This window comes from Labrys wisconsinensis (assembly GCF_030814995.1).
Lineage (GTDB): Bacteria > Pseudomonadota > Alphaproteobacteria > Rhizobiales > Labraceae > Labrys > Labrys wisconsinensis.
This window is the reverse complement of the sequence record NZ_JAUSVX010000021.1, coordinates 106418-129470: the sequence shown is the minus strand read 5'-3', so window position 1 is coordinate 129470 and position 23053 is coordinate 106418. Positions and strand designations below refer to the sequence as shown.

At 71.9% G+C, this 23053-nt stretch carries 22 protein-coding genes, 1 pseudogene and 1 riboswitch; of the genes and pseudogenes, 10 read left to right on the top strand and 13 right to left on the bottom strand.

Annotation, left to right across the window (positions count from 1 at the left end; all coding sequences use genetic code 11):
• Positions 1 to 156, top strand: a 156-nt coding sequence (locus QO011_RS36545) for a DNA translocase FtsK (RefSeq protein ID WP_307283716.1), incomplete at its 5' end; no start/stop codon positions are given.
• 31 nt (positions 157 to 187) lie between these two features.
• On the opposite strand, the gene QO011_RS36540 is transcribed toward QO011_RS36545, so the two are convergent.
• Together QO011_RS36540 and QO011_RS36535 are read right to left on the bottom strand one after the other, a co-directional pair.
• The gene (locus QO011_RS36540; protein WP_307283701.1) at positions 188 to 1108 is read right to left on the bottom strand and encodes a glutaminase; all 921 of its coding nucleotides are present in this window, start codon (positions 1106 to 1108) and stop codon (positions 188 to 190) included.
• A gap of 96 nt (positions 1109 to 1204) precedes the next feature.
• The gene (locus QO011_RS36535; protein ID WP_307283698.1) at positions 1205 to 2359 is read right to left on the bottom strand and encodes an FAD-dependent oxidoreductase; all 1155 of its coding nucleotides are present in this window, start codon (positions 2357 to 2359) and stop codon (positions 1205 to 1207) included.
• 71 nt (positions 2360 to 2430) lie between these two features.
• Between QO011_RS36535 and QO011_RS36530 the strand changes: the two are divergent.
• Positions 2431 to 2889 (top strand): annotated as a pseudogene (locus QO011_RS36530) (MarR family winged helix-turn-helix transcriptional regulator); the annotation flags it as partial.
• 37 nt (positions 2890 to 2926) lie between these two features.
• On the opposite strand, the gene QO011_RS36525 reads toward QO011_RS36530, so the two are convergent.
• Positions 2927 to 4069, bottom strand: coding sequence for a C45 family autoproteolytic acyltransferase/hydrolase (locus QO011_RS36525; RefSeq protein WP_307283693.1), 1143 nt, complete (start codon positions 4067 to 4069; stop codon positions 2927 to 2929).
• Between the two features lie 109 nt (positions 4070 to 4178).
• Between QO011_RS36525 and QO011_RS36520 the strand changes: the two genes are divergently transcribed.
• The gene (locus QO011_RS36520; protein ID WP_307283690.1) at positions 4179 to 5054 is read left to right on the top strand and encodes a GntR family transcriptional regulator; all 876 of its coding nucleotides are present in this window, start codon (positions 4179 to 4181) and stop codon (positions 5052 to 5054) included.
• A gap of 19 nt (positions 5055 to 5073) precedes the next feature.
• On the opposite strand, the gene QO011_RS36515 is transcribed toward QO011_RS36520, so the two are convergent.
• Positions 5074 to 5859: a PhzF family phenazine biosynthesis protein gene (locus QO011_RS36515; protein ID WP_307283688.1), complete on the bottom strand. Its 786-nt coding sequence runs from the start codon at positions 5857 to 5859 to the stop codon at positions 5074 to 5076.
• 106 nt (positions 5860 to 5965) lie between these two features.
• Here QO011_RS36515 and QO011_RS36510 point away from each other — a divergent pair, with 106 nt between their 5' ends.
• Positions 5966 to 7480, top strand: a complete 1515-nt coding sequence (locus QO011_RS36510) for an aminotransferase-like domain-containing protein (RefSeq protein WP_307283685.1) — start codon at positions 5966 to 5968, stop codon at positions 7478 to 7480.
• Between the two features lie 265 nt (positions 7481 to 7745).
• Entirely contained in the window at positions 7746 to 8438 is a 693-nt protein-coding gene (locus QO011_RS36505; protein ID WP_307283681.1) for a VIT1/CCC1 transporter family protein, read from the top strand.
• A 132-nt stretch (positions 8439 to 8570) separates the two neighbouring features.
• Here the strand turns inward: QO011_RS36505 and QO011_RS36500 are convergent, their stop codons facing one another.
• The 4 genes from QO011_RS36500 to QO011_RS36485 form a co-directional block, all read right to left on the bottom strand.
• Positions 8571 to 9383, bottom strand: a complete 813-nt coding sequence (locus QO011_RS36500) for a phytanoyl-CoA dioxygenase family protein (RefSeq protein ID WP_307283678.1) — start codon at positions 9381 to 9383, stop codon at positions 8571 to 8573.
• Positions 9384 to 9665: 282 nt separating this feature from the next.
• Positions 9666 to 11009 (bottom strand): ATP-binding protein, encoded by a 1344-nt coding sequence (locus QO011_RS36495; RefSeq protein WP_307283675.1) that lies wholly within the window; start codon positions 11007 to 11009, stop codon positions 9666 to 9668.
• Positions 11002 to 11685 carry a response regulator gene (locus tag QO011_RS36490; RefSeq protein WP_307283671.1) on the bottom strand — a complete coding sequence of 228 codons (684 nt, stop codon included), beginning with the start codon at positions 11683 to 11685 and terminating at the stop codon, positions 11002 to 11004. Before QO011_RS36490 ends, QO011_RS36495 begins: the two co-directional genes overlap by 8 nt.
• 264 nt (positions 11686 to 11949) lie before the next feature.
• Positions 11950 to 12855, bottom strand: a complete 906-nt coding sequence (locus QO011_RS36485) for a DMT family transporter (RefSeq protein ID WP_307283668.1) — start codon at positions 12853 to 12855, stop codon at positions 11950 to 11952.
• A gap of 93 nt (positions 12856 to 12948) precedes the next feature.
• On the opposite strand from QO011_RS36485, the gene QO011_RS36480 reads away from it, so the two are divergent.
• The gene (locus tag QO011_RS36480; protein WP_307283665.1) at positions 12949 to 13722 is read left to right on the top strand and encodes an AraC family transcriptional regulator; all 774 of its coding nucleotides are present in this window, start codon (positions 12949 to 12951) and stop codon (positions 13720 to 13722) included.
• 67 nt (positions 13723 to 13789) lie between these two features.
• On the opposite strand, the gene QO011_RS36475 is transcribed toward QO011_RS36480, so the two are convergent.
• Positions 13790 to 14224 carry a 6,7-dimethyl-8-ribityllumazine synthase gene (locus QO011_RS36475; RefSeq protein ID WP_307283662.1) on the bottom strand — a complete coding sequence of 145 codons (435 nt, stop codon included), beginning with the start codon at positions 14222 to 14224 and terminating at the stop codon, positions 13790 to 13792.
• 82 nt (positions 14225 to 14306) lie between these two features.
• A riboswitch (FMN riboswitch) is annotated at positions 14307 to 14465 on the bottom strand.
• A 143-nt stretch (positions 14466 to 14608) separates the two neighbouring features.
• Between QO011_RS36475 and QO011_RS36470 the strand changes: the two genes are divergently transcribed.
• Positions 14609 to 15412 carry a helix-turn-helix domain-containing protein gene (locus tag QO011_RS36470; RefSeq protein WP_307283714.1) on the top strand — a complete coding sequence of 268 codons (804 nt, stop codon included), beginning with the start codon at positions 14609 to 14611 and terminating at the stop codon, positions 15410 to 15412.
• A gap of 73 nt (positions 15413 to 15485) precedes the next feature.
• The gene (locus QO011_RS36465) at positions 15486 to 15839 is read left to right on the top strand and encodes a VOC family protein (RefSeq protein ID WP_307283659.1); all 354 of its coding nucleotides are present in this window, start codon (positions 15486 to 15488) and stop codon (positions 15837 to 15839) included.
• Between the two features lie 75 nt (positions 15840 to 15914).
• Here the strand turns inward: QO011_RS36465 and QO011_RS36460 are convergent, their stop codons facing one another.
• Positions 15915 to 16601 (bottom strand): L,D-transpeptidase, encoded by a 687-nt coding sequence (locus QO011_RS36460; RefSeq protein WP_307283656.1) that lies wholly within the window; start codon positions 16599 to 16601, stop codon positions 15915 to 15917.
• Between the two features lie 92 nt (positions 16602 to 16693).
• On the opposite strand from QO011_RS36460, the gene QO011_RS36455 reads away from it, so the two are divergent.
• Positions 16694 to 17596, top strand: a complete 903-nt coding sequence (locus tag QO011_RS36455; protein ID WP_307283653.1) for a LysR family transcriptional regulator — start codon at positions 16694 to 16696, stop codon at positions 17594 to 17596.
• 21 nt (positions 17597 to 17617) lie between these two features.
• Here QO011_RS36455 and metG read toward each other — a convergent pair whose 3' ends face one another.
• Positions 17618 to 19312 (bottom strand): methionine--tRNA ligase, encoded by a 1695-nt coding sequence (metG, locus tag QO011_RS36450; RefSeq protein ID WP_307283651.1) that lies wholly within the window; start codon positions 19310 to 19312, stop codon positions 17618 to 17620.
• Between the two features lie 337 nt (positions 19313 to 19649).
• On the opposite strand from metG, the gene QO011_RS36445 reads away from it, so the two are divergent.
• Positions 19650 to 20393, top strand: coding sequence for a class I SAM-dependent methyltransferase (locus QO011_RS36445; RefSeq protein ID WP_307283648.1), 744 nt, complete (start codon positions 19650 to 19652; stop codon positions 20391 to 20393).
• A 158-nt stretch (positions 20394 to 20551) separates the two neighbouring features.
• Here QO011_RS36445 and QO011_RS36440 read toward each other — a convergent pair whose 3' ends face one another.
• A complete protein-coding gene (locus tag QO011_RS36440; protein ID WP_307283645.1) occupies positions 20552 to 21877 on the bottom strand; it encodes an NAD(P)/FAD-dependent oxidoreductase in 1326 nt (441 codons plus the stop codon).
• A 2-nt stretch (positions 21878 to 21879) separates the two neighbouring features.
• Complete coding sequence (locus QO011_RS36435) at positions 21880 to 23043, bottom strand: M24 family metallopeptidase (protein ID WP_307283642.1); 1164 nt, start codon at positions 23041 to 23043, stop codon at positions 21880 to 21882.
• Between the last annotated feature and the right edge of the window lie 10 nt (positions 23044 to 23053).

Below are 23053 nucleotides of genomic sequence, written 5' to 3'. Positions count from 1 at the left end.
GGCTACAACCGCGCCGCCTCCCTGGTCGAGCGCATGGAGAAGGAGGGCCTCGTCGGCCCGGCCAACCATGCCGGCAAGCGCGAGATCCTCTCCTACAGCCGCGACCGCATCATCCATGTCCCAGGCGGCCAGGACATGGAGGACGAGGACGCCTGATCAGGCGATAGGCTGGCGGCGCGCCGCCAGCCTATCGCGAGAACACCGACCAGCCGGTCTCCTGCGCGATCGCCTCCAGGGCGAGCGAGCCGACGCGGGAATTGCCGTTGGCGTCGAGGCCGGGCGACCACACCGCGATCGAGGCGCGGCCCGGCACGGTGACCAGGATGCCGCCGCCGACGCCGCTCTTGCCGGGCAGCCCGACCCGGAAGGCGAAATCGCCGGAGCCGTCGTAGTGGCCGCAGGTCAGCATCAGCGCATTGATGCGGCGCGCCCGCTCCCTGGAGACCACGCCGAAGCCGGTGAGCGGGTTGCGGCCGCCATTGGCCAGGAACAGGCCGGCGCGTGCCAGCTGGCGGCAGGACATGGCGATGGCGCAGTGGTGGAAATAGACGCCGAGCACCTTCTCCACGGCATGGTGGATGTTGCCGAAGGAGCGCATGTAGTTGGCGAGCGCCGCGTTGCGAAAGCCGGTCTCGGTCTCGGAGCGGGCGACCGCGGGGTCGATCGAGATCGTCTCGTCGTCGGCGAGGAAGCGCACGAAGCGCAGGATCTCGCCGATCGCCTCGCGCGGCTCGTGCCCGGCCAGGATCACGTCCGCCACCACGATGGCGCCGGCATTGATGAAGGGATTGCGCGGGATGCCGCGCTCGTGCTCGAGCTGCACGATGGAGTTGAACGGCGTGCCCGAGGGCTCGCGCCCGACCCGCGCCCAGAGGGAATCGCCGATCTTGCCGAGCGCCAGGGTCAGGGTGAAGACCTTGGACACGCTCTGGATCGAGAACGGCTCGTCGACGTCACCGGCGACGAAGGAGGTGCCGTCGACCATCTCGATGGCGATGCCGAACTTGTCGCGGTCGACCTTGGCGAGCTGCGGAATATAGTCCGCGACGCGCCCCTCCCCCGTCCGCGCCTTCAGCGTGCCGTAGATCCTGTCGACCAGCGCCTGCATCGTGCCACCATCCGAACCCGCCCCGGCGGGACGCGTTGCTCTCCCCCACAATCCGGCGCGATGCAAGGGTCGTGCAACTGAAATGGCGGCCGGATCTCAGGTCGAAGCCGCCTGTGCCGTCCGGGACCGGGCGTGCTCGCTGAAGTGCGCGAGGGTAAGGGCCAGGCTGTCATGCGACAGCTCGGTCGCCGCCGCCTCGGCGGCTTCGGTGGCGGGCTCGACGATGCGCTGGAACATCTCGGCCTCGTAGGTCCGGACCGCCTCCCGCCAGTCCTGCGTCTCGACCAGCAGGCGGCCGAGCTCGGCCGCGTCGAGCATGGCGGCATTCACGCCCTCGCCGCCGAACGGCGACATGACATGCGCGGCATCGCCGAGCAGCGTCACCCCGACCCGGTTCGGCCAATGATGCCCGACGGGCAGGGCATGGATGGCGCGCGCCACGATCTGATCGTTCGCCGCGCGGATCAGGTCGAGGATCTCCGGCGCCCAGCCCTCGAACTCGGCGGCGAGGCGGGCGCGGGCGGCAGCGGGCGCGGAGAAGTCGAAGCGCCGGGCGGCCCAGTCCGTCGGCACGCGGAAGATCGCATAGCCTCGCAGGTGCGCATGGCCGTTGCGCTGCACGATCAGGGACCTGGCATCCCCTTCCACCCCGATCTTGCCGCGCCCGACCAGCCGCGACAGCGCGGGGTGGCGCGTGTCGACGTCGTCGATGCCGAACTCGATGAAGGTGAGCCCGGTATATTGCGGCCTGTAGGCCGAGACGAGCGGGCGCACCCGCGACCAGGTGCCGTCCGCGCCGACCACGAGATCGAAGGGACCGGCGCTCGCCCCCTCGAAGACGAGGTCGTAGCGTCCGTCCTCGCGCGGCCGCACCTCGCGCAGGGCGTGGCCCCAGCGAACCCGGCCCTCAGGCAGCGAGGCCAGCAGGACGTTGCGCAGCGCCGTGCGGTCGACCTCCGGGCGGTCGCCGTCCGCGTCGTCATCCGCGAGCAGCAGCCGGCCCGCCTTGTCGTAGAGCCGGCTGCCCTGGTCCTCGTAGCGGGCGATGCGCTCGAACTCGGCGGTCAGGCCGGCGCGCGTCAGCGCGAGCTGGCCGGAGCCGACATGCAGGTCGAGCGTGCCGCCCTGCGGCCGCACCAGCGCATGCGCCTCCTGCTCGAACACGGTCGCGGCGATGCCGCCGAGGTCGAGGATGCGGGCCAGGGTCAGGCCGCCGGGGCCGGCACCCACGATGGCAATACGAGGGATCATGACAAGCCTTTCGCCTTGAGTTATATAGGTGCCTATATAAATGAACATAGGCACCTATGCAAGAGCCAGGCATGACCGACTGGGATCCCTTCTCCAACCCGACGCCCGCCCATCTCGTCAACCGCGCGGCGCGCGCCTTCACTCGGCTCGGGGAGAGCCGCCTGAAGCCCTTCGGCATCGGCGTCGGCCACCTGCCGGTGCTGGCCGCGCTCCGGAGCGGCGCCGCCCTGTCGCAGAAGGAGCTGGCGCAGTTCGCCAGGATCGAGCAGCCCTCCATGGCGCAGATGCTGGCGCGGATGGAGCGTGACGGCCTGATCCGGCGCGTGCCGGACCCGCAGGACGGCCGCAGCAGCCTGATCTCCCTGACCGAGACGGCGCTGGCGCGGCTGCCGGCGGTCCGCGAGGTGCTGATGTCGGGCAACGCCGAGGCTCTGGCCGGCTTCAGCGACGAGGAGATCGCCACCCTCGCCGCGCTGCTGCAGCGGCTGAACCGCAACCTCGACCGGACCGGCGCGGACCAGCCCCCGGCCGGCCCCGATCATCCGGCCGCGGAGGCCGAAGCCGGCGTCACGCCGCCAGGCGGACCGGCTCCCCGGCGAAGCCGTAGCGGGTGAAGCCGCGGTTGACGGCCGGTAGGCAGCACACGTCCATGATGCCGGCGGCCGGCTGCATCACCACCATCGCCACGGTCGAGGACGGGTTCGCGCCGGCATCGGTCGCCGGCGGCCGGCAGACCGCGTGCGGCGTGAGGAAGTCGTCGAACAGGGCGCGCTTGACGTCGTCGGCCGTGAGCCGGGCACCCGCCGCATCGAGGATCCCGCGCACCCGCCAGTCGCGATAGGGGCTGTCCGGCACGCGCGGCAGGCCGGTATCGCGCAGCTTGGCGAGCGCCACCGGGCTGACCCAGTGGTTGGCGTGCACGATGAGGCCCTCCGTCGGCAGGATCTGGAACGCCTCGTCCGGCGCGCATTCGAGGTCGATGGCGAAGCCCGCGGCCGTCGAGAGCATCATGTTGTTGGAGCAGGCCTTGGGCGTGGCCGCGACCGCGCGCAGCGCCAGGGCGAAATGCGCCTGCTCCAGCACCCTGCGGCGGATCAGGGCGAGCGGCACCCCCGGCTGGCGATAGTCGCGGTCCGATTCCAGATAGTTGGCGGTGATGGCGACACCGGCACTGTTCATGCCGTTGCGGGCGAGGCCCCCGGCCTCGACGAAGGTCAGGATGTCGGGCCCGTCGTCCCGCTGCACCCGCAGCACGATGCCGGTGCCGGCGCATTCGGTGCGCCAGTCCCAGTTCTGGGCATGGATCAGCGCCCCGTCCCGGCTGCGCTCGGGCAGCACGATGGCACCGGTGCAGCCTTCCTCGGGCTCGTCCTCCTCGACCGCGGTCAGGCCCTGCTCCAGCCGGGCCCGGGCGACGACCTCGGTGCGGGCGTTGATCATCACGATGTCGGCGAAGGACACGCCCGCTCCCTGGGCAATGCCGCGCATCTCCTCCAGATAGGCCTCGCCGAACCGCGCGATCTCGGCCGCGAAGCTGTCGATCAGGCGTGTCTTCTCGGACGGGCCGTAGCCGATGGCGCCGAGCTGGTGCCGATAGAGCGCGGCGCTGGCCTCGATCCGCTCCGGAACCGCCGCACCGTAGCGCAGCCCGCGCTCGAACGGCGTTCCCGAGACCGAGACGAAGGGAAAGGCGGCGGGATAGGGGCTCATGCGACGTCGCCAAGATGGTTTTTGGATAGCTACCATCCATGCTATCGCCCATGGCTTGCCTGTCAATCGTATTTCACTCATGCAAAAGACGTCTGACCAGGGGGCGACGGTGGTTGGAAGCGACCTGCAGAGGGAGATTGTCCGCCAGATCGTCGCCCTGGCCGCCGCCGAGCGCTGGCCGGTCGGCAGGCGCGTCTCGGACTCGGCCCTGGCCCGGCAGCTGGCGGTGTCGCGCTCGCCGGTGCGCTCGGCCCTGGCCTGGCTGGCCGAGCGCGGCATTCTGCGCCGCGGCGAAGGCCGGGGCTTTCGCCTGGCGCGCCAGCCCGGCAACGGCGACGTCGAGGGCGTCGCCCCGCCGTCGGAGCTCGAGCACCTGCAAAGGCGGCTGATGGCGGATCGGGCGACCGGCGCCGTGCCCGCCGACGTCTCGGAAGCCCTGCTGGCGGAGCGCTACGGCGCGCCGCGCGGCACCATCCGCAAGCTGCTGCTGCGCTTTGCGGCCGAAGGCCTGGTGCAGCGCCAGCGCGGCCACGGCTGGGCCTTCGCCGGCAGCCTCGACACCGACCGCGTCGAGGAGGAGAGCTACCAGTTCCGTCTCATCGTCGAATGCGGCGCCCTGCGCCATCCCGGCTTCCGCGCCGACGCGGCCGAGCTCGCCGCCATTCGGGCCGGCCTGGCCGAGGTGATGGCGATGCCGCTGCCCGCCCTGCACCGGGACCGATGGTTCGAAGCCAATGCCGCGTTCCACGAGGCGCTGGCGGCCTGGTCCGGCAACCGCTTCCTGGTCCAGGCCGTGCGCCAGCAGAACAGCCTGCGGCGCCTCACCGAATATGCCTGGTTCGACCGGTTGCCCGAGGCACGGATCCGCCGCGTCTGCAGCGAGCACATCGCCATCCTCGATGCCATCGCAGAGGGGGACATCGCCTTCGCCGAGGCGCTGCTGCGCCGCCATATCGAGGGCGCCAGCCGCTCCGACGCGGCCTGATCCCGCCCGGACCGCCCTCTCAGAACTCCGCGTGGCCCTCGAGATAGAAGACGCAGGCCCCTTCGAGCTCGACGCGCTCGCCGACCAGCCGGCACACCACCTCGCCGCCGCGCGGCGAAGCCTGGAAGGCGCGGAAAGCCGTCTTGCCGAGGCGACCGGCCCAGTAGGGCGCCAGCATGCAATGGGCGGAGCCGGTGACGGGATCCTCGGGAATGCCCTTGGCCGGCGCGAAGTAGCGGCTGACGAAGTCGTAGGGCCCGTCACCCGGCGCGGTGACGATCACGCCGGCGCGGTCGAAGCCCGCGATCGCCGCCAGGTCGGGGCTGAGCCGGCGCAGCACGGCCGGGTCGGCCAGGACCGCCATATAGTTGAACGGATTGACATGGACCGCCGCCAGCGGCGCACCCAGCGCGGCGGCGAGGCCCTCCGGTTCCGCCACCGGCTTGGACGGCCGCACCGGGAAATCCATGACGTAGCCGGCGGCGGCCCGCTTCACCGTCAGCAGCCCGCTGGCGGAGTGGAAGACCACCTGATCGCGTCCCGGCTCCAGCCGTTCCATCACCACCGCGGCGCTCGCCAGCGTGGCATGGCCGCACAGCGGCACCTCGACGGTGGGCGTGAACCAGCGCAGGCGGTAATCGCCGCCCTGGCGCACCAGGAAGGCCGTCTCGGCCAGGTTGTTCTCGGCCGCGAGCGCCTGCAGCACCGCGTCCTCGGGGAAGCGCTCCATCGGCATGACGGCGGCGGGATTGCCGGCGAAGCGGCGGTCGGTGAAGGCATCGAGCTGGAAGATCGGCGCGCGCATGAGGACCTCGGATCGGCATCCAATTTCGTCGATGGCCCTGCCTGTTAGCGATCTTCTTGATCGATGTTAATATCCAATTTTGGATTGGACTGGTGAGGGACTCGCGATGCCCCAGGCGAACAGGCCGCTCCTGCCCGGATTCCGGCCGGACCCCGCCTCCGACCGGCCGCTCTATCTGCAGCTGGGCGCCGCCCTGGCCGAGGCGATCCGCGCCGGCCGCATCGCCGTCGGCACGCGGCTGCCGTCGGAGCGGCTGCATGCCCAGGCGCTCGGCCTCAGCCGCACCACGGTCACTGCCGCCTACCAGGAGCTGAAGGCGGCCGGGCTGGTGCGCGGCCATGTCGGTCGCGGCGCGACGGTGATCGCCGACGACCCGGACGGCACGCCGGCAGCCGTCGCCTGGCCGCTGCTCGCCTCGCGCCTCGCCCGCCCTGCCCTGCCCCTTCCGGCGCCGGCGCAGGCGATCCCCCTCGCCGACGGCTGGCTGCATCCCGATCTCGCCCCCCGCGCGGCCCTGAGGGCCTGCGCCGCGAAGGCCGCGGCCTCGCCCGACCTCCTGACCCGCTCGGCCCCGATCCTCGGCAGCCCGGCGCTGCGCGAGGCGTTGGCCGGCAGCCTGCGCGCCGGCGGCGTGCGGGCGTCGCCGGACGAGATCCTGGTCACCGGTGGCGCCCAGCAGGGGCTCAACGTCCTCGCCCGCGCCCTGCTCTCGCCCGGCGATGCCGTCGCCTGCGAGAGCCCGAGCTGGCACGGCGCCTTCCGGGCGTTCCGCGCGGTCGGAGCCGAGGTGGCGGGCGTCGCCACGGACCGGGAGGGTGTCGATCCCGATGCGCTGGAGGATGTCCTGATCCGCCTGCGCCCAAAATTCGTCTACCTCATCCCGAGCTTCCACTGCCCGACCGGCCGCCTGCTCGGCCTGGAGCGGCGGCGGCGCGTCCTGGAGCTCTGCGCCCGCTTCCGCACGCCGATCGTCGAGAGCCATGTCTATGGCGACATCGCCTTCGGCAAGTCGGATGATCCTGCCTTCGGCGCGCCGCCGCCGCCCTCGCTCAAGAGCCTCGACGAGGCCGGGATCGTCATCCAGCAGGGCAGCGCCTCCAAGACCATCGGCGCCGCCCTGCGCCTGGGATGGCTGGTGGCGCCGCGCCCGGCCATGGCCCTGCTGGCGCCGGCCAAGGCGAGCCTCGACCTGTCGACCCCGGCCCTGCCGCAGGCGATCCTGGCCGAGTTCCTGCGCACCGGCGCCTATGCCCGCCATCTCCCGCGCCTGCGCGCCGAGCTGCGCACCCGGCGCGATGCCCTGATCGCCGGCCTCGCCGTCCATGCCCCGGAGCTGCGCCTCGCCGCCCCAGCGGGCGGGCTCTATCTCTGGGCCGCGCTGCCGGCGGGGCTTGCCGCGCGCGAGCTGGAAACGGCCGCGGCGGACGAAGGCGTGTCGGTGCGCGCCGGCGACCTGTTCCTGCCCGAGGGCGGCCCCTCCCGCCACATCCGCCTGTGCTACGCCGCCCCGGCGCCGGAGGAGATCCCGGCCGGCGCCGAGCGCCTCGGCAAGGCCCTGCGCGGCCTGCTGCAGCGCCGCCGGGAGCCGCCCATGCCCGCCTCGGCCCTGGCTCCGGTTTGATGAGCCCTTGCCGGCGGGACGCGGCGCCGACCCTGGATGCCGACCATGCCAAGAGCCATCGGACCGGTCGCCGGAATGGACGAGGCCCTTTCGCGGCTGACGGGCATGGACCGGCCGGAGCCTGTCGATCAAGGGGGAACGAGAGTACCATCGCACGGCTCGGCCTGCTCCGGCATCGGGCCGCAACGGGACGTGAGATCGTGATCGATGTGCAGTAGGACATGCCGGTGAACGACGCCCGTCGGCCCTCGTGGAAGGATGTCGGATGAGCCCTCAAGCGGAACGTCATTTCATCAACCGCATCGGCTGGCTTCGAGCCGCCGTTCTCGGCGCCAACGACGGGATCATATCCACCGCCAGCCTGATGGTCGGCGTTGCATCGGCCGCAACGTCATCGAGCGCGGTCCTGATGACCGGTATTGCCGGTCTCGTGGCCGGCTCGATGTCCATGGCTGCCGGCGAGTATGTTTCCGTGAGTTCTCAGGCCGACACGGAGCGGGCCGATCTCGCGCGCGAGAAACGCGAACTTGCGGCCGACCGCGCGGCGGAGGTCAAGGAGCTCGCATCCATCTATGTCGGACGCGGCGTCGAGCCCGCGCTCGCCGTGCAGGTTGCCGAGCAGCTCATGGCCAAGGACGCCCTGACGGCTCACGCTCGTGACGAACTGGGCATCTCCGACGCGATCTCGGCCAATCCGATCCAGGCGGCGCTGACCTCGGCGGCGACTTTCGCTTCGGGGGCGATCCTCCCTATCCTGGCTGCTCTCGCCGCGCCGAAGGCCATCCTCGTTCCCGCGATGTTCGGTGTGTCGCTCGTCGTCCTCGCGCTGCTGGGGGCCGTCGGCGCCAGAGCCGGGGGCGCCGAGATGGTCAAGCCCATGGTCCGTGTCGCCTTCTGGGGCGCCATCGCGATGGCCGTCACGGCCGGCGTCGGCGCACTGATAGGCACCTCCCTGTGATCGCCGTCATACGGAGGCGCCCGGCGTCGGACCTCACGACGGCAGCCGGAAGGTGACGACGCGTCCTCGGATGTGTCGATCGATCAATGGCCGCCCGGCCCGCGATTCCGGGCCGGGCGGCCCTCGCGCCCGTCAGGCCTGGCTCTCCGCCAGCGCCCGCCGGATGGCGATCTCCACCGGCGAGGCCTCGGCCTCCGGGCGATCGAGCCGGTAGGGCTCGACGAGCCCGAGCGAGGGCTGCGCCACGAAGCGCGGCACCGAGCCGCGGTGGGGCTGCGCGGCGTGCACCAGGAAGGGATGGCAGAGATAGACCGTGCCGGCCTCTCCCGTGGCCAGAACCTCCGGCCGGTTCGCGCCCATCCCCTCCAGCCGCATATGCGAGCGGCCCGCCTCCCCCGCGGGTGCCAGGAAACGTGCCATGTCGAGATGGGAGCCGGCCCGGATCCGCGTCGGCGCGTCGTGCTCGCCGACATCGGAGAACAGGAACAGCATCAGGAGCGCCCGGCAGCGCGAGGTGACGTTCACCCGCCAGGCGGAGAAGTCCTGCCGCTCGTGCGGGTCGCCGCCCTCGCCGGCAAAGCTGAGGTCGACGTGCCAGCCGGTGTCGCCGGGCTCGCCCGGATGCGGGAAGCGCACCGGAAAGGTCCCGAGATCCGATCGCGGGCCCCAGCGCCCCTTGCCGACCAGCCGGTCGATGGCGCCGCGCAGGACGGGCGTGTTCGCCGCCTGCCGGAACGGCTCCTGCCCGTACCAGCCGAGCCGGATCACCGGCCGCGTCCAGGTCGCGGGATCGTCGGGATCGCAGGGCATGTCGCGCCACAGGATGGCGCGCCCCTGCTCCGCCAGCGCGCGCGGAAAGGCGCCGTCGATCCGCACGAATCCGTCTCGAATGAAATGCTCGACCTGCCCTGCGCTCAGCGCGGGCGCTCGTCCTTCGTCGGTCATGATATCCTCTCTGTCGCCAGATCCATGCCGGCGGCCCCTTCGCGGGCCGGCGCGGTCACGGTCGGTCCATGGCCGTGCCGCCAGCCGGACGGCTGCGCGGCAAGGCCTCTCACATCCTCTCGCCGGGAACGGCGGCCTCAGCGGCTGAGGAAGAAGACCGTGGCGATGTTCAAGGTGCTCATCATGACGGATGCAGCTTAGAGCCTGTGGCCCGGCCTGGAAAGGGCGAAGGCCGGTTTGCCGTGGAACGGCGGTCGGCCGTCAGGCCGGCGGCGGTGCCCGCTATGCCGCCGCGCCGCCGTCGGCCTCGAAGTCGAGGCGCATCGCCGTCCGTCGGGCGGGCGCCACCGCGACGACGAGCCGCCCCTTGTGCAGCACCATGATCCGCCGCACGATCTCGAGGCCGACGCCGGCAGGCCGTGCGGCGGCCTCGTCTCTGCGCTCGGCGCCGAACAGGCCGGCATTGTCGCTGACCGACAGCGCCGCGCCCGGACCGGCGGTCACCTCGACCGCGGTGCCGGCGGGGGTATGCCGCACCGCGTTCTCCACCAGGTTGCGCACCGCGTCGTCGAGCAGCGCCGCATGGCCGTCGACCGGCGCGGCGCCGGCGTCGAAGAAGGCGATGGCGTGGTCCTGGTCGTACACCCAGGGCGCGATGTCGGCGACGACCCGGCGCGCGGTCTCCGCCAGGTCCACCGGCCGGAACACCGTGCGGTCGGTGCTCTCCAGCCGGCCGAGGGCGGTGATCTGCCCGATGAAGCCGGCGAGCCGGTCGATATCCTCCTCGACCTTGCGGGCACCGGGATCGGCGATGGCGCCGAGCTCGAGCTTCATCATGGCGAGCGGCGTGCGGATCTCGTGGGCGACGGCGGTGGTGAACAGGCGCTGGGAGGTCATCAGCGCCCCGATGCGCGACAGGCTGCGGTTCACCGCGGCGGCGAGGTCGGCGACCTCGCGCGGCATGCCCGACTGGCTGATGCGGTGGCCGGGGTCGAGCGGGTCGACGTGCTCGGCCTCGCGCGCCGCCCGGGCGACCGGGCGCAGCGCATAGCGCACCGAGACCACCGTGCCGAGCAGGATGCAGGCCAGCATGATCGACATCGGCACCGCGAGGCGTTCGATGAACCTGCGGCCCAGCACCCTCCAGGTCACGCCGTGCGTATCGTCCCGGATGCCGATCTCGACGAAGAGCACCTCGCCGCCGATGGTGAAGGACCGCCCGCCGGCCACGGCGATCGGCTTGCCCCGGTTCAGCCGCCGCGACCACAGTTCAGGCGGGTCCACTGCCGGCGGCAGCAGGTTGTCGTCGCAGCGCCTGTCGCAGTCGGTGTAGAGTATCTGGCCCGATGCCGTCCGGATCCGGGCGACATAGTTGCTGTCGAGGGGTCCGTAGCGCTCCAGACCCGTCGGCAGGCTGTAGGCCAGCCGGCCGCGGACGCCGGTCACGCCCGCCGCCAGGGCCTCCGTCTCGCTCTGGATCATCATCACCGCGAGCCTGTCGTCGCGGAAGTAGTAATCGGCGAAGACCATCGCCGCCTGCACCGCCGCGGCCAGGATCGCGAACAGGGTGATGCGCAGGGCGACGATCCGCGTCAGGGACGGCGATCGGCGGGCGGCGTCAGCCATGGCTCTGGGTCCGGCGCAGGAGATAGCCGATGCCGCGCACCGTCTCGATCGCGGCGTCGAGCGCGAAGGGCTGCAGGCGCCGGCGCAGCCGGGACACGGCGAGCTCGACCGCATTGGTCGAGATCTCCTCGCCGATCTCCGACAATGCGGTCTCGATCGACTGCTTGGTGACGACGCGCCCGGCATTGCGCACCAGGAGCTCCAGCACCGAGCGCTCGCGCGGCGCCATGGGCAGGGGCTGGCCCGCCGCCGACACCGTGCCGGTGGCGAGGTCGAAGGCGAGGCCGCCGAGCTCGACCACCTCGCCGACATGGCTCGGCCGGCGCCGCAGCAGCGCCCGGCAGCGCGCCAGCAGCTCGACATGGTTGAACGGCTTGACCAGATAGTCGTCGGCTCCGCCGTCGAGCGCCGCGACCCGGTCTCCGATCGAGCCGCGGGCGGTGATCACCAGGATCGGCGCGGCGAAGCCGCCGCGGCGCAGGTCGCGGATCAGAATGAGGCCGTCGCCGTCGGGCAGGCCGAGATCGACCAGCGCGAGGTCGTAGGTGACGGCCCGGGCGGCGGCGAGCGTTCCGGCGGCGGTGTCGACGCAGTCCACCCGCCAGCCCGCATCGTGGACGCGGTCGGTGAGCAGCTCGCGCAGGCGCGCGCTGTCCTCGACGATAAGCAGCCTCATCGCGATCGGTCCCGGCGGCAGGCTATGCGGAGACAAGGACTCCCGGCCGCCGCCGTCAAGGGCTTCCGCCCGGAGCGGCGGCGAGCGGCCAGGGCTCACGCGTCCAGAGCGGCGTCCTGCAGGCGGCCGGCCAGGTCCTGCACGAACTGCCAGGCCGTCCGGCCGGAGCGCGAGCCGCACTGCGTCGCAGAGGCGGCGCCAGGCGCTCGAGCGCCTCGGCGATGCGCTGCAGGAGGTCGTGATCGGCGGTCTCGTGCATGGCGTTCATCCCTCGGCCCGCCGCGCTCGCGCCAGGGGCCGGCGCAGCATCTGCGCCACGGCCACGCCCGCCAGGGCCATGGCGCCGCCGACGAGATGGAACGGCTGCACCGGCTCGCCGAGCATGACGATGGCCGCTGCCGCGGTGAGGACCGGCAGCAGGTTCATGAAGATGGCGCAGCGGCTCGGCCCCAGCCGCTGGACGCCGCGGATCCACAGGAAGGGCAGCACCACCGAAGCGCAGACGCCGGCATAGGCGACGAGCGGCAGGGTCGCCGCATCGAGCCGGCGCGCCGGCTCGGGCGTGGCGAGGAAGGCCGGCAGCATGATCGCCAGCGCGCACAGCGCCTGCACATAGGTGGACTGCCAGACCGGCAGCGGCAGGCTCCAGCGCTTCAGCAGCACGCCGTAGAGCGCATAGGCCAGGGCCGCCAGCAGCATGAGCCCGTCGCCGGCATGCAGGCCGCCGTCGACGAGCCGGGCCGGCTCGCCGCCGCTGACGAGCCAGACGAGGCCGGCGAGCGACAGGGCGCCGCCCCCGGCCATGCCGACGGTCGGCGGCTCGCCCAGCAGCGCCGCGCCGAGCCCGACCGTGAGCAGCGGCGTCAGCGCGGTGATGACCGCCATGCTGGTCGCCGTGGTCGTCTCCGCCGCGAGATAGGACAGGCTCTGGAACAGGCACATCGCCAGGAAGCCGAGCACGCCGAGGCGGCCGAGCTCGGCCATGATGGCGGCCCGGTTGCGCCAGGCCGGCGCGGCGACGAACAGGCTCATGAGCGCCGCGGCGAGCAGCAGGCGGTAGAAGGTGATCGCCTGCGGCCCGATAGCGTGCGCCGACAGGCGCGAGACCACCACATTGCCGGCCCACAGCACGATGGCGAGCAGGGGATAGAGAAAGGACAGGCTGGGCATGCGCTGCGGGCTCCGGTTGCGAGGGCGCGCAAATTCCGCCTTCTCGGCCCGTCCGTCTCACGCCAAAATGGCAGAGACTGTAGAGCTTGGGACATGAGCGACGATCTCAGCACCCGCCATCTCGATTTTCACGCCCCGGCGCGGCCGATGGCGGCGATGGAGATCGACTATCCCTCCGGCTTGTCCACCGGCCTTCATGCCCATCCCAGCGCCCAGCTGCTCTATGCCATCGCCGGCGTGATGGTGGTGCGCTCGGCCGCCGGGTCCTGGGTGGTGCCGCCCAACCGCGCGGCCTGGCTCCCGGCCGGGCTCGAGCACGAGGTCAGGATGTGCGGCGAAGTGAAGATCCGCACCGTCTTCGTCGATCCCGCCGCGGCGCCGCATCTGCCGGCCGACAGCTGCGTCGTCGCGGTGTCGCCCCTGCTGCGCGAGCTCCTCGTCGCCGCCACGGCCGTGCCGCTCGACTATGCGCCGGGCACGCGCGACGAGCGGCTGATGGCGCTGATCCTCGATGAATTGCGGGTGCTCGACGTGCTGCCGCTGCATCTGCCGATGCCGGCGGACCGGCTTGTGCGGACCGTGTGCGAGGCGATGATCCGGCGGCCCGACGACACCTCGAAGGCCGCCGCCTGGGCAGCCCGCCTCGGCATGGCGCCGAAGACGCTGCACCGCCTGTTCCGGCGCGAGACCGGCCTGACCTTCGGCGAATGGCGCCAGCAGGCCCGCCTCGTCTTCGCGCTGGAGCGCCTGGCGGGCGGGGCGCGCATCATCGACGTGGCGCTCGACAGCGGCTATGCCAGCCAGAGCGCCTTCACCGCCATGTTCCGCCGGCACTTCGGCGTTCCGCCCGGCGCCTTCTACCGATGAGCCGCGGCGAAGAGCGGCGGGCGCAGTCGCGTCCGCCGCAGGGTTGTCCTGAGCTGTCTAGACAGGTCTAGGCCGCAAGCGCCGCCCTTGTCTGCCCGATCGCCAGCGCCGCCCGGGCGGCCTCGCGCCCCTTCTCCAGGAAATGCGCCCGGAAGATGCCGCGATGATGCTCCGTCTCCTGGAAATGGTGCGGCGTCAGCGACACCGACAGCACGGGGACGCCGGTGTCGAGGCCGGCGCGCATCAGGCCGTTGACCACGGCGGCGGCGACAAAGTCGTGGCGGTAGATGCCGCCGTCGACCACCAGGGCCGCCGCGGCGACGGCAGCATAGCGGCCCGAGGCGGCGAGGTCGCGCGCCAGGAGCGGCAGCTCGAAGGCGCCGGGCACGTCGAACACGTCGACCGCGGCGGCCGGTATCAGCTCGAGGAAGCCCTCCAGCGCCTGGTCGACGATCTCGGCGTGCCAATTGGCTTTGACGAAGGCATAGCGGGTGTGTGTCATGGCATGATCTCCTTGGCTATCGACGACACGTCACCCAAGGCGATCACGCACGGCCCGACGGCCCTGCGACAGGGGTCGGTCCGCCCGTTCTCTCTCATCCGGACTATGACCGTCGGCCCAGGCCTCGCACCTGGTCTGCTGACCCCTGCCCAAGCAGCTTCTGCTCGGGAAAGGCGCTCGCGGGCTCGCGGCAAGGCCGCATACCGCCGGTGGGGACTTTCACCCCGCCCTGAGAACGCCGCCATCCTGCCGGATCGTACCGCACTGCACAAGAGGCAATGTCGATCGATTGCATGGACATTCACGCCGCATCGCCGCCCCGGGGTGGGCTGTGGCCGGCCGCGGCGCTATGGTGACGCCATGACAGCTGGACTTGCCGGGGCGATGGCAGAGGCGCGACGTGACGGGGATGCCGCGCCGCCGGCCGGGCCGGTCCTCGCCGGCCGCGCCGGGCACTATCGGGAATGGACGCCGTCCGCAGCCCTGCGGCCGCATTTTGGCTGCGCCTGGTCCCATGCCGTGCCGCAGGGGCCGCCGCTGCCGATCGCCGTCGTGCCGGACGGCTGCGTCGACCTCCTCTGGCAGGACGGCCGGCTCGCCGTGGCCGGGCCGGACGTCACGGCCGCCCGGCCGACGCTGCGGCCGGGCTCGATCCTTCTCGGCCTGCGCTTCCGGCCCGGCGCGGCGGCGCCCTGGCTCGGCCCGCCGATGTCCGAGATCGTCGGCCGCTCGGTCGATCTCGCCGACCTGTGGGGCCCGCGGGCGCACGCCTTGTCGACGCGGCTCCAGGACGTCCCCGCCCCCGCCGCGCAGGCGGCGCTCCTCGACGCGCTGCTGGCCACGCTCGCGCCGGCCGTCGAGGCGCCCGACGGCGAGGCCGCGGCGATCTTCGCGGCGCTGCGACGGCATGCCCCCGGCCCGAAGCTTGCCGGCCTCGCGGACCGCCTCGACTGCAGCGAGCGCACGCTGCGCCGCCGCAGCCGGGAGCATTTCGGCTACGGACCGAAGACGCTCGACCGCATCCTGCGCTTCCAGGGCTTCCTGGCCCTGGCGCGTCGGGTGCCGGCCTCGGGCCTGGCAGGCCTGGCCGCCGATGCCGGCTATGCCGATCAGGCGCATCTGGCGCGCGAGGTCCGGGCGCTCTGCGGCATGACCGCCGCGGCGCTGCTCGCCCAGCTCGGAGCCTGACTGGCCGTTTCGTTCAAGACGTCCGGACCGGCCCCGTGCTCTGGTCCGATCCCCAGAATCGGAGGACCCCGCCATGGCCGCGCACGGACAGGACCGGCAGATCGACTATATCGAGTTCAGCGTGGCCGACATTGCCCGAGCCAAGGCCTTCTACGGCCGGGCCTTCGGCTGGAGCTTCACCGATTACGGCCCGGACTATTGCGAGTTCGGCGACGGCCGCCTCAGCGGCGGGCTGACCCTCGGCCCCGCGCGGCCCGGCGGCCCGCTCGTCATCATCTATGCCGACGACCTGGCCCTGGCCCAGCGGCGCGTGGAGGAGGCCGGCGGGCGCATCGTCCGGCCGATCTTCGCTTTCCCCGGCGGCCGCCGCTTCCATTTCGCCGATCCCGACGGCACCGAGCTCGCGGTGTGGTCGGCCGCGGCATGACCGGCCTCGCCCACGAGCCCGGCTTCCCTGCTCGGCGGCCTGACCCTCGCCACCCTTGCCGAAGGACCCGGCCGATCAGGCGACCGGCGTCTCGACGGACGGCAGGACCACGGCCCGCGTCCCCACAGGCACACGGCCGTAGAGGTCGATGATGTCCTGGTTGAGCAGGCGGACGCAGCCGGAGGAGACCTTGGTGCCGATCGTGTGCGGCTCGGTGGTGCCGTGCAGCCGGTAGAGCGTGTCGCGCCCGCCCCGGTAGAGATAGAGCGCCCGCGGCCCCAGCGGATTGCCGGGCCCGCCGGGCAGCCCGGCGCGGACCGGGCCGTAGCGCTCGGGCTCGCGGGCGATCATGTCGGACGTCGGCGTCCAGCGCGGCCATTCCGCCTTGCGCGCGATCGTCGCCTCGCCCTGGAAGTTGAAGGCCTCCACCTTGCCGACGCCGACGCCGTAGCGCAGCGCCCGGCCGTTCTCGCGCACGAGATAGAGGAAGCGCGCATTGGGATCGACGACGATGGTGCCCGGCGCCTCGCTCGTCGCATAGGCGACCTCGCGGCGCAGATATTGCGGCTTGATCTTGCTGAGGTCGACCGCCGGGACCGGATAGGGCTCGCCGTCGATGGCGGCGTACATCGCGAGATAGGCGGGGTCCACCGCGGGCGCCGCCGCGAGCGACGGCTCGCCCTGGCGCGCGACGCACGCCCCCAGCAGCAGGGGCAACCCGAGAACCACGCAACGCCTGTCCATCACCGTCTTCACCTTCATGCCGTCGATTGATCGTCCGGCCGGCATAAAGCGCGTGCGGCACCCCCGTCCATTCATTATGATGTGATGACCGCCATAACCAAGAGCTATGGATGGATATCGCCGCCGCCCTGAAGGCCTTCGTCCGCACCGTCGAGAAGGGATCGGTGACCGGCGCGGCGCGCGATCTGTCGATCTCCCAGCCGGCCGTGACCAAGCACCTGCGCAACCTGGAGCACCACGTCAACGCCCGCCTGCTGGAGCGCACCTCCCGCGCCGTGCGCCCGACGGCCCAGGGCCTGGCGCTCTACGAAGCCAGCCGCACGGCCCTCGCCTCGATCGAGGCGGCGATGGAAGGCGTGCGCCGCGACATGGGCGGGATCGAAGGCACGCTGCGCTTGCACGCGCCCTCGTGCCTCGGCGCCCGGCATCTCTTCCACATGGTGACGGCGTTCCAGGACGCGCACCCCGCCGTCCAGGTCGATCTCGTCCTCGACAACCGGCATGTCGACCTCGTCTACGAGAATTTCGACCTCGCCGTGCAATATGGCCGGCCGGAAGCGCAGGACCTGATCATCCGCCGCGTCGGGGCGATCCGGCGGGTGCTGGTCGCCTCCCCCGCCTATCTCCGGCGGGTCGGGCCGATCGACAGCCTGGAACGGCTGTCGGAGGTGGATACCGTCGCGACCCTCGCCATCCTCTCGCCGCGCGGCATGCTCGCCCTCTGCCGCGGCGAGACCGTGACGGAGGTGGCGGTGCATCCGACGCTGCGCACCAACAACGCCCAGGTGATCGCCGACAGCCTGAAGGCCGGGCGCGGCGCCGGCCCGGTGCAGGTGCTGCTCGTCGGCGACGAGCTGGCCGACGGCCGCCTCGTGCGCATCCTGCCGGACTGGGAGGTGAAGCCGACGGAGCTGTTCCTGACCTATCCCTCGACCCGGTTCATGCGCCCCGTGGTGCGCGCCTTCGCCGATTTCGTGGTGCCGCGGCTGCGCGCCGTGGAGGGGATCGACTGACCCCGCTCCCGGCGCCGGCGGCTACGGGGCCTGCCCAGCCGCGAACCGGGCCCTGCTCGCCTCGGCCCAGTCCGGCGTGAGCTTGGGGAAGAGGGGCGGCAGGGAGCCGACCGCCTCGCCGCCCCGCACGCCCGTCAGCGCCGCGGCGGCGCTGTCCGGCCATGCCGGCACGCCGGCCGGGCGACCCAGTGCCGCCAGCACCCGCTCCGCCGTCCCGGGAATGAAAGGCCATGCCACCGTCGCGGCCAAGGCCACGAGGTTGACCCCGGTCCTGACGACAGCGGCCGCCCGCGCGGGATCGCTGCCCAGCAGCGCCCACGGCGCCTCGCCGGCGAGATAGGTGTTGGCGAGGCGCCAGATCGCCCGCACTTCCTCGGCGCTCCTGCGGATCGACGGGCCGGCGTGATGGCGACGCAACGCCGCGAGACGACGATCGAGCTCGGCCGCCAGCTGCTGCTCCGGCGCGGCGGAGACACCGCCGTCCGGGACGATCCCGCCATATCGCGCCGCCAGGAAGGCGAGGATGCGGTTGACCAGGTTGCCGAACGTGTCGGCAAGGTCGTGGTTCACGTCGGCGGCGAAACGCCTGAAGCTGAAATCGGTGTCGCTGCCTTCGGGCGCATTTGCCGCCAGCCACCAGCGCCAGACGTCGGCCGGTAGCAGGTCGAGGGCCTGGTCCAGGAACACGCCCCGCCGATCGCTGGTCGAGAACTTGCCGCCCTCATAGGTGAGCCAGTTCACCCCCTTGATGACGTCGACCGTCTTCCACGGCTCGCCCGAGCCGATCAGGGTGCAGGGAAAGCTGACGGCATGGAAGGGCACGTTGTCCTTGCCGAGGAACTGCACGTAGTCGACGTCGTCGGCCTGCCACCACCAGGACCGCCAGTCGCGTCGCCCGGGGTCGGCGTCGGCCCAGTCCTGCGTCGCCGCGATATAGGCGATCGGCGCGTCGAACCAGACATAGAACACCTTGCCCTCGTAGCCGGGCTTGGGCACCGGCACGCCCCAGGCGAGGTCGCGGGTGATGCAGCGGTCCTGGATGCCCTCGTCGAGCCATTTGCGGGCGATCGAGGTCACCAGCGCCGGCCAGCCGGACCGGCCGGCGATCCAGCGTTCCAGGTCGTCGACCAGCGCGGACTGGCGCAGGAACAGGTGCCGGCTCGGCCGGATCTCCAGGGCCGTGCTGCCGGAAAGCGCCGATCGCGGCTCCAGAAGGTCGACGGGATCGAGCGGCCGCGTGCAGCTCTCGCACTGGTCGCCGCGGGCACGCTCGAACCCGCAATGCGGACAGCGGCCGAGGACGTAGCGGTCGGGCAGGAAGCGCCCGTCCCGGGGCGAATAGACCTGCGCCAGCACGCGCTCCTCGATCAGGCCGCGCTCGTCCAGCCTCCGGAAGAAATGCTGGGTCAGCGCATGGTTGCGGGCCGAGGACGACCGGCCGAAATGGTCGAAGGACAGGTCGAGCCGGCGGTAGATCGCCGCCTGGACCTCGTGCTGCCGCCGGCAATAGGTCGCGACGTCGAGCCCGGCCTCGGCCGCGGCCAGCTCCGCCGGCGTGCCGTGCTCGTCGGTGGCGCAGATGAAGAGCACCTCGTCGCCGATCTGCCGGCGATGGCGGGCGTGGATGTCGGCCGGCAGCAACGAGCCGGCCAGGTTGCCGAGATGCTTGATGCCGTTGATATAGGGGAGCGCGCTGGTGATGAGTGCCTTCGCCATGATGCCCTCCTGGGGCCATTGCACGGATGAGGCGCCGGAACCTGATGATACAAAAAAGCCCTCCGCAGAACCGGGAGGGCTTGGGTCCGACGCTCACACGCGCGGCGAAAAGCACACGCTCAACCCCTCCGGCCGATCTCCTGCTGGTCGGGCCCGCGCATTCGCGGGGCGTGGGAACGGATCGACATCGGGCCATCCCGTGGAAAGGTCCGCTTCTTATGCCCGCGTCCCATCGCCGGGGCAAGCGCTCTCGTCTCGGCCCCTCCGGATGGGCAAGCTGCCGCGAGAGACTGCCCCGCGTGCCGGATCTGTGGCAAACCCGCCGCCGGAGGATGCCATGAAGCAGAACAAGTACGACGACCCCGCCTTCTTTGCCGGCTACGGCGCCATGGCGCGCTCGGTCGACGGGCTGGAGGCCGCTGGCGAATGGCCGGTGCTGCGCGCCATGCTGCCGGACCTCTCGGGCAAGCGCGTGCTCGACCTCGGCTGCGGCTATGGCTGGCATTGCCGCTATGCCCGGGCCCAGGGTGCCCGCGCGGTGCTCGGCATCGACCTGTCGGAAAAGATGCTGGCGCGCGCCGCCGCCATGACGGACGATCCCGCCATCGAATACCGCCGCGCCGCGATCGAGGACGTCGACCTGCCGCCCGAAAGCTTCGACGTGGTGCTGAGCTCGCTGGCGCTTCACTATGTCGAGCGCCTCGACCTCACCTGCCGCCAGATCCAGCGTTGCCTCGTGCCCGGCGGCGCCTTCGTCCTGTCGGTCGAGCATCCCGTCTTCACCGCCCGCGCGGCGCAGGACTGGCACTACGGCCCGGACGGCGAGCGGCTGCACTGGCCGGTCGACGACTACCAGAGCGAGGGCGAGCGGCACGTGCGCTGGATGGTCGACGACGTGGTCAAATATCACCGCACCGTGGCGAGCATTCTGAACGCCCTGATCGATGCGGGCCTGCGCATCGACCGGGTGGCCGAGCCCGCGCCGTCGCCGGAGATGCTGGCCCGCCATCCCGAGATGCGCGACGAAAGCCGCCGCCCGATCTTCCTGCTGGTGGCGACCGTCAAGCCCTCGGCGCCGTAGCCGCAGCCCGGCTCCTGCGTGCCGGGCAGGCGTGCCGCCGCGACGCTCCGCCAGAGCGTCTTGCGATTTGGCGGAATCGCCAAGAATCGCAAAGACGCGTCGAAACAAGGACTTAGAGCAAAGCAGCGTTTCCGCCCAAACGCGCTCTGCTCCAGGGATCACAGCCCGCTCAGGGGCCTCGGCCGGCTGCCGTCGGTGAAGCGGGAGAAGCGGAACGGCGCCGGATCGACCACCGGCGGACGGCCGGCGGCGAGGTCGGCGGTGAGCCTCCCGGCGCCGGGGCCGATGCCGAAGCCGTGTCCGGAATAGCCGGTCGAGACGATCAGGCCCGGCACCGCCGCGACCTCCGAGATCACCGGCAGGAGGTCCGGCGTCGCGTCGATCATGCCGCCCCAGGTCGCGGCCGTGCCGATGCCCCGGAAGGCCGGGAAAGCGCGTTCGAGGTTGGCTCGGGCCCGGCGGATATCCGCCTGCACCGGGCTCGGATCGAGCGTGCGGATGCGCTCGAACGGCGACACCGCGTCGAGCCGCCACGGCCGCGTCAGGCGATGCTCGTCGAAGAAGGCCCGGCCGAGATCGAACGAGATGCCGGACCATTCCGCCCGCAGGACCGGCAGGAAGTCGCCGAGGAAGCGGACGCTGTCGGGCACCACCTCGGCCACCACCTGGCCGTTCGAGACCGTGTAGCCGCCGTCGAGACGCTTCCTGAGGGCCAGCCCCGGACCCCAGGCGGCCGTCGACGGCCCGTCGTCGACCCGCTCCGTGCGCAGCACCGAGGCGAGCACCTTCAATTGCGGCAGCCGCAAGCCGAGGCTGCGGCAGAACAGGCTCGACCAGACGCCGCCGGCGACCACCACGCGGTCGCAGCCGATGCGCCCCCGTTCGGTGACCACGCCGGCCACGCGCCCGGCGGCGAGGTCCAGGCCGCGCACAGCGCACTGCGTCAGGATCGACGCGCCGAGCCGCTGCGCCGCCCGGGCCATGGCAGGCACGGCCATGCCGGGCTCGGCGACGCCGTCACCCGGCGTGTGCAGCGCGCCGTACCAGTCCTGCGCCGCCCCCTCGAGGGTCTGCTTGACCGCCGCGCCGCGCAGCAGGCGCGAATTCACCCCGTGCTCCCTGGCGAAGGGCAGCCACGCCTCGCGCTTGGCGAAGGCCTTCTCGTCGGGGCAGATATAGAGCGTTCCGCGCTGGCGGAAGCCGGTCTCGGCCGCGACGCGCTCGTTCATGCCGCGCCACAGCCGCAGGCTCTCCAGCATCAGCGGCAGCTCGCGCGGATCCCGGCCCATGGTGCGGCACCAGCCCCAGTTGCGGCTGGATTGCTCGCCGGCGATCACGCCCTTCTCGCAGAGCACGGGCTTGAGGCCCTGCTCCGCCAGGAACAGGGCGGTGGCGACGCCGATGATGCCGCCGCCGATGACGACGACATCGGCGCGCGGCGGCTGGGCGACGTCCGGAACGACGGCGTCGACATCGACAGGCATGGTCAGATCACCTCGAGCTCGACGTCGCCGCCGCCGATCAGCATCTCGACGCCCTGTCCGGTGAGCGCGTAGGTGCCGCCCTGGATGATGCCGAGCTGCTCGTCCGCGAGCTGGAGATAGGCGTGCAGCACGAACACCATGCCTTCCTGCATGACCTGGTTCGGCCCGCGGCTGATCTGCAGCGGCTCCAGCCAGATCGGCGGATAGGCGACGCCGAGGCCGTAGCCGAACCGCATCACCGCCGCATGCTCCAGGCCGGCGGTCCGCACCGGCTCGAGCGAGGCTTCCTCGATGTCGCCGACCTCTGCCCCGGGCCGGATCGCCGCGATGCCCGCCGCCAGCGAGGCACGGCCGACCTCGTAGACGGCACGCGCGCGCCGGCTCGGCTCGCCGGCCGCCATCGTGTGGATCGCCGTCGCGTGATAGCGGGCGGCGACGCCGGCGAACTCCGCATGGACGATGTCGCCGGCCTCGATGATGCGCTCGCGCGGCGTCGCGTGCCCGCCGGCCGAGCGTTCCCCGCCGGCGAGCTCCGTCGGGATTGCCCAATAGTCGCTTCCCGCCGTCCGCATGGCGTTCTCGATCGCTCCCGCCAGGGCGATCTCGGTGATGCCCGGCCGCAGCGTCCGGCGCGCCGCATCGAGGCCGGCCTGCGCGTAAGCCGCGGCCTGGCTGAGATAGGCCATTTCCGCCGGCGACTTGATCAGGCGCGGCATGCCGAGCAGCACCGTCGCATCGACGATCTGCGCCGGAGCCAGCGCCTGCGCCAGGGCGAGGCCCAGGGAATGGGGAATGGCATAGGACTGGATCTCGACGGCGACCTTGCCGCCGCGCAGGCCCTTCTCGCGGGCGACGGCCGCGAACGTTCCCGGGATGTCGTCGAACATCAGCCGGTAGGCGCGGACGTCCTTGATCCAGGAGCTTTCATGGGCGAGCGACACGTCGGTGTCGCGCAGCACGATCGTCGGCTCGCCCTCGTCCGCCGAGAAGATCAGCGCCTGCGGGCTGTTGACGCTGACCCAGGAATCATAGCCGCCGTAATAGTAGAGCGACTCCGGCGCCACGCTGATGCAATGGTCGATCCCCTGCTCCCGCAGCAGGCGGCGCGCCTTCGCCAGGCGCGCGCGATGTTCGTCTTCGGCAAAGCTTGCAAATTTCCCACGCATCGAGGATCTC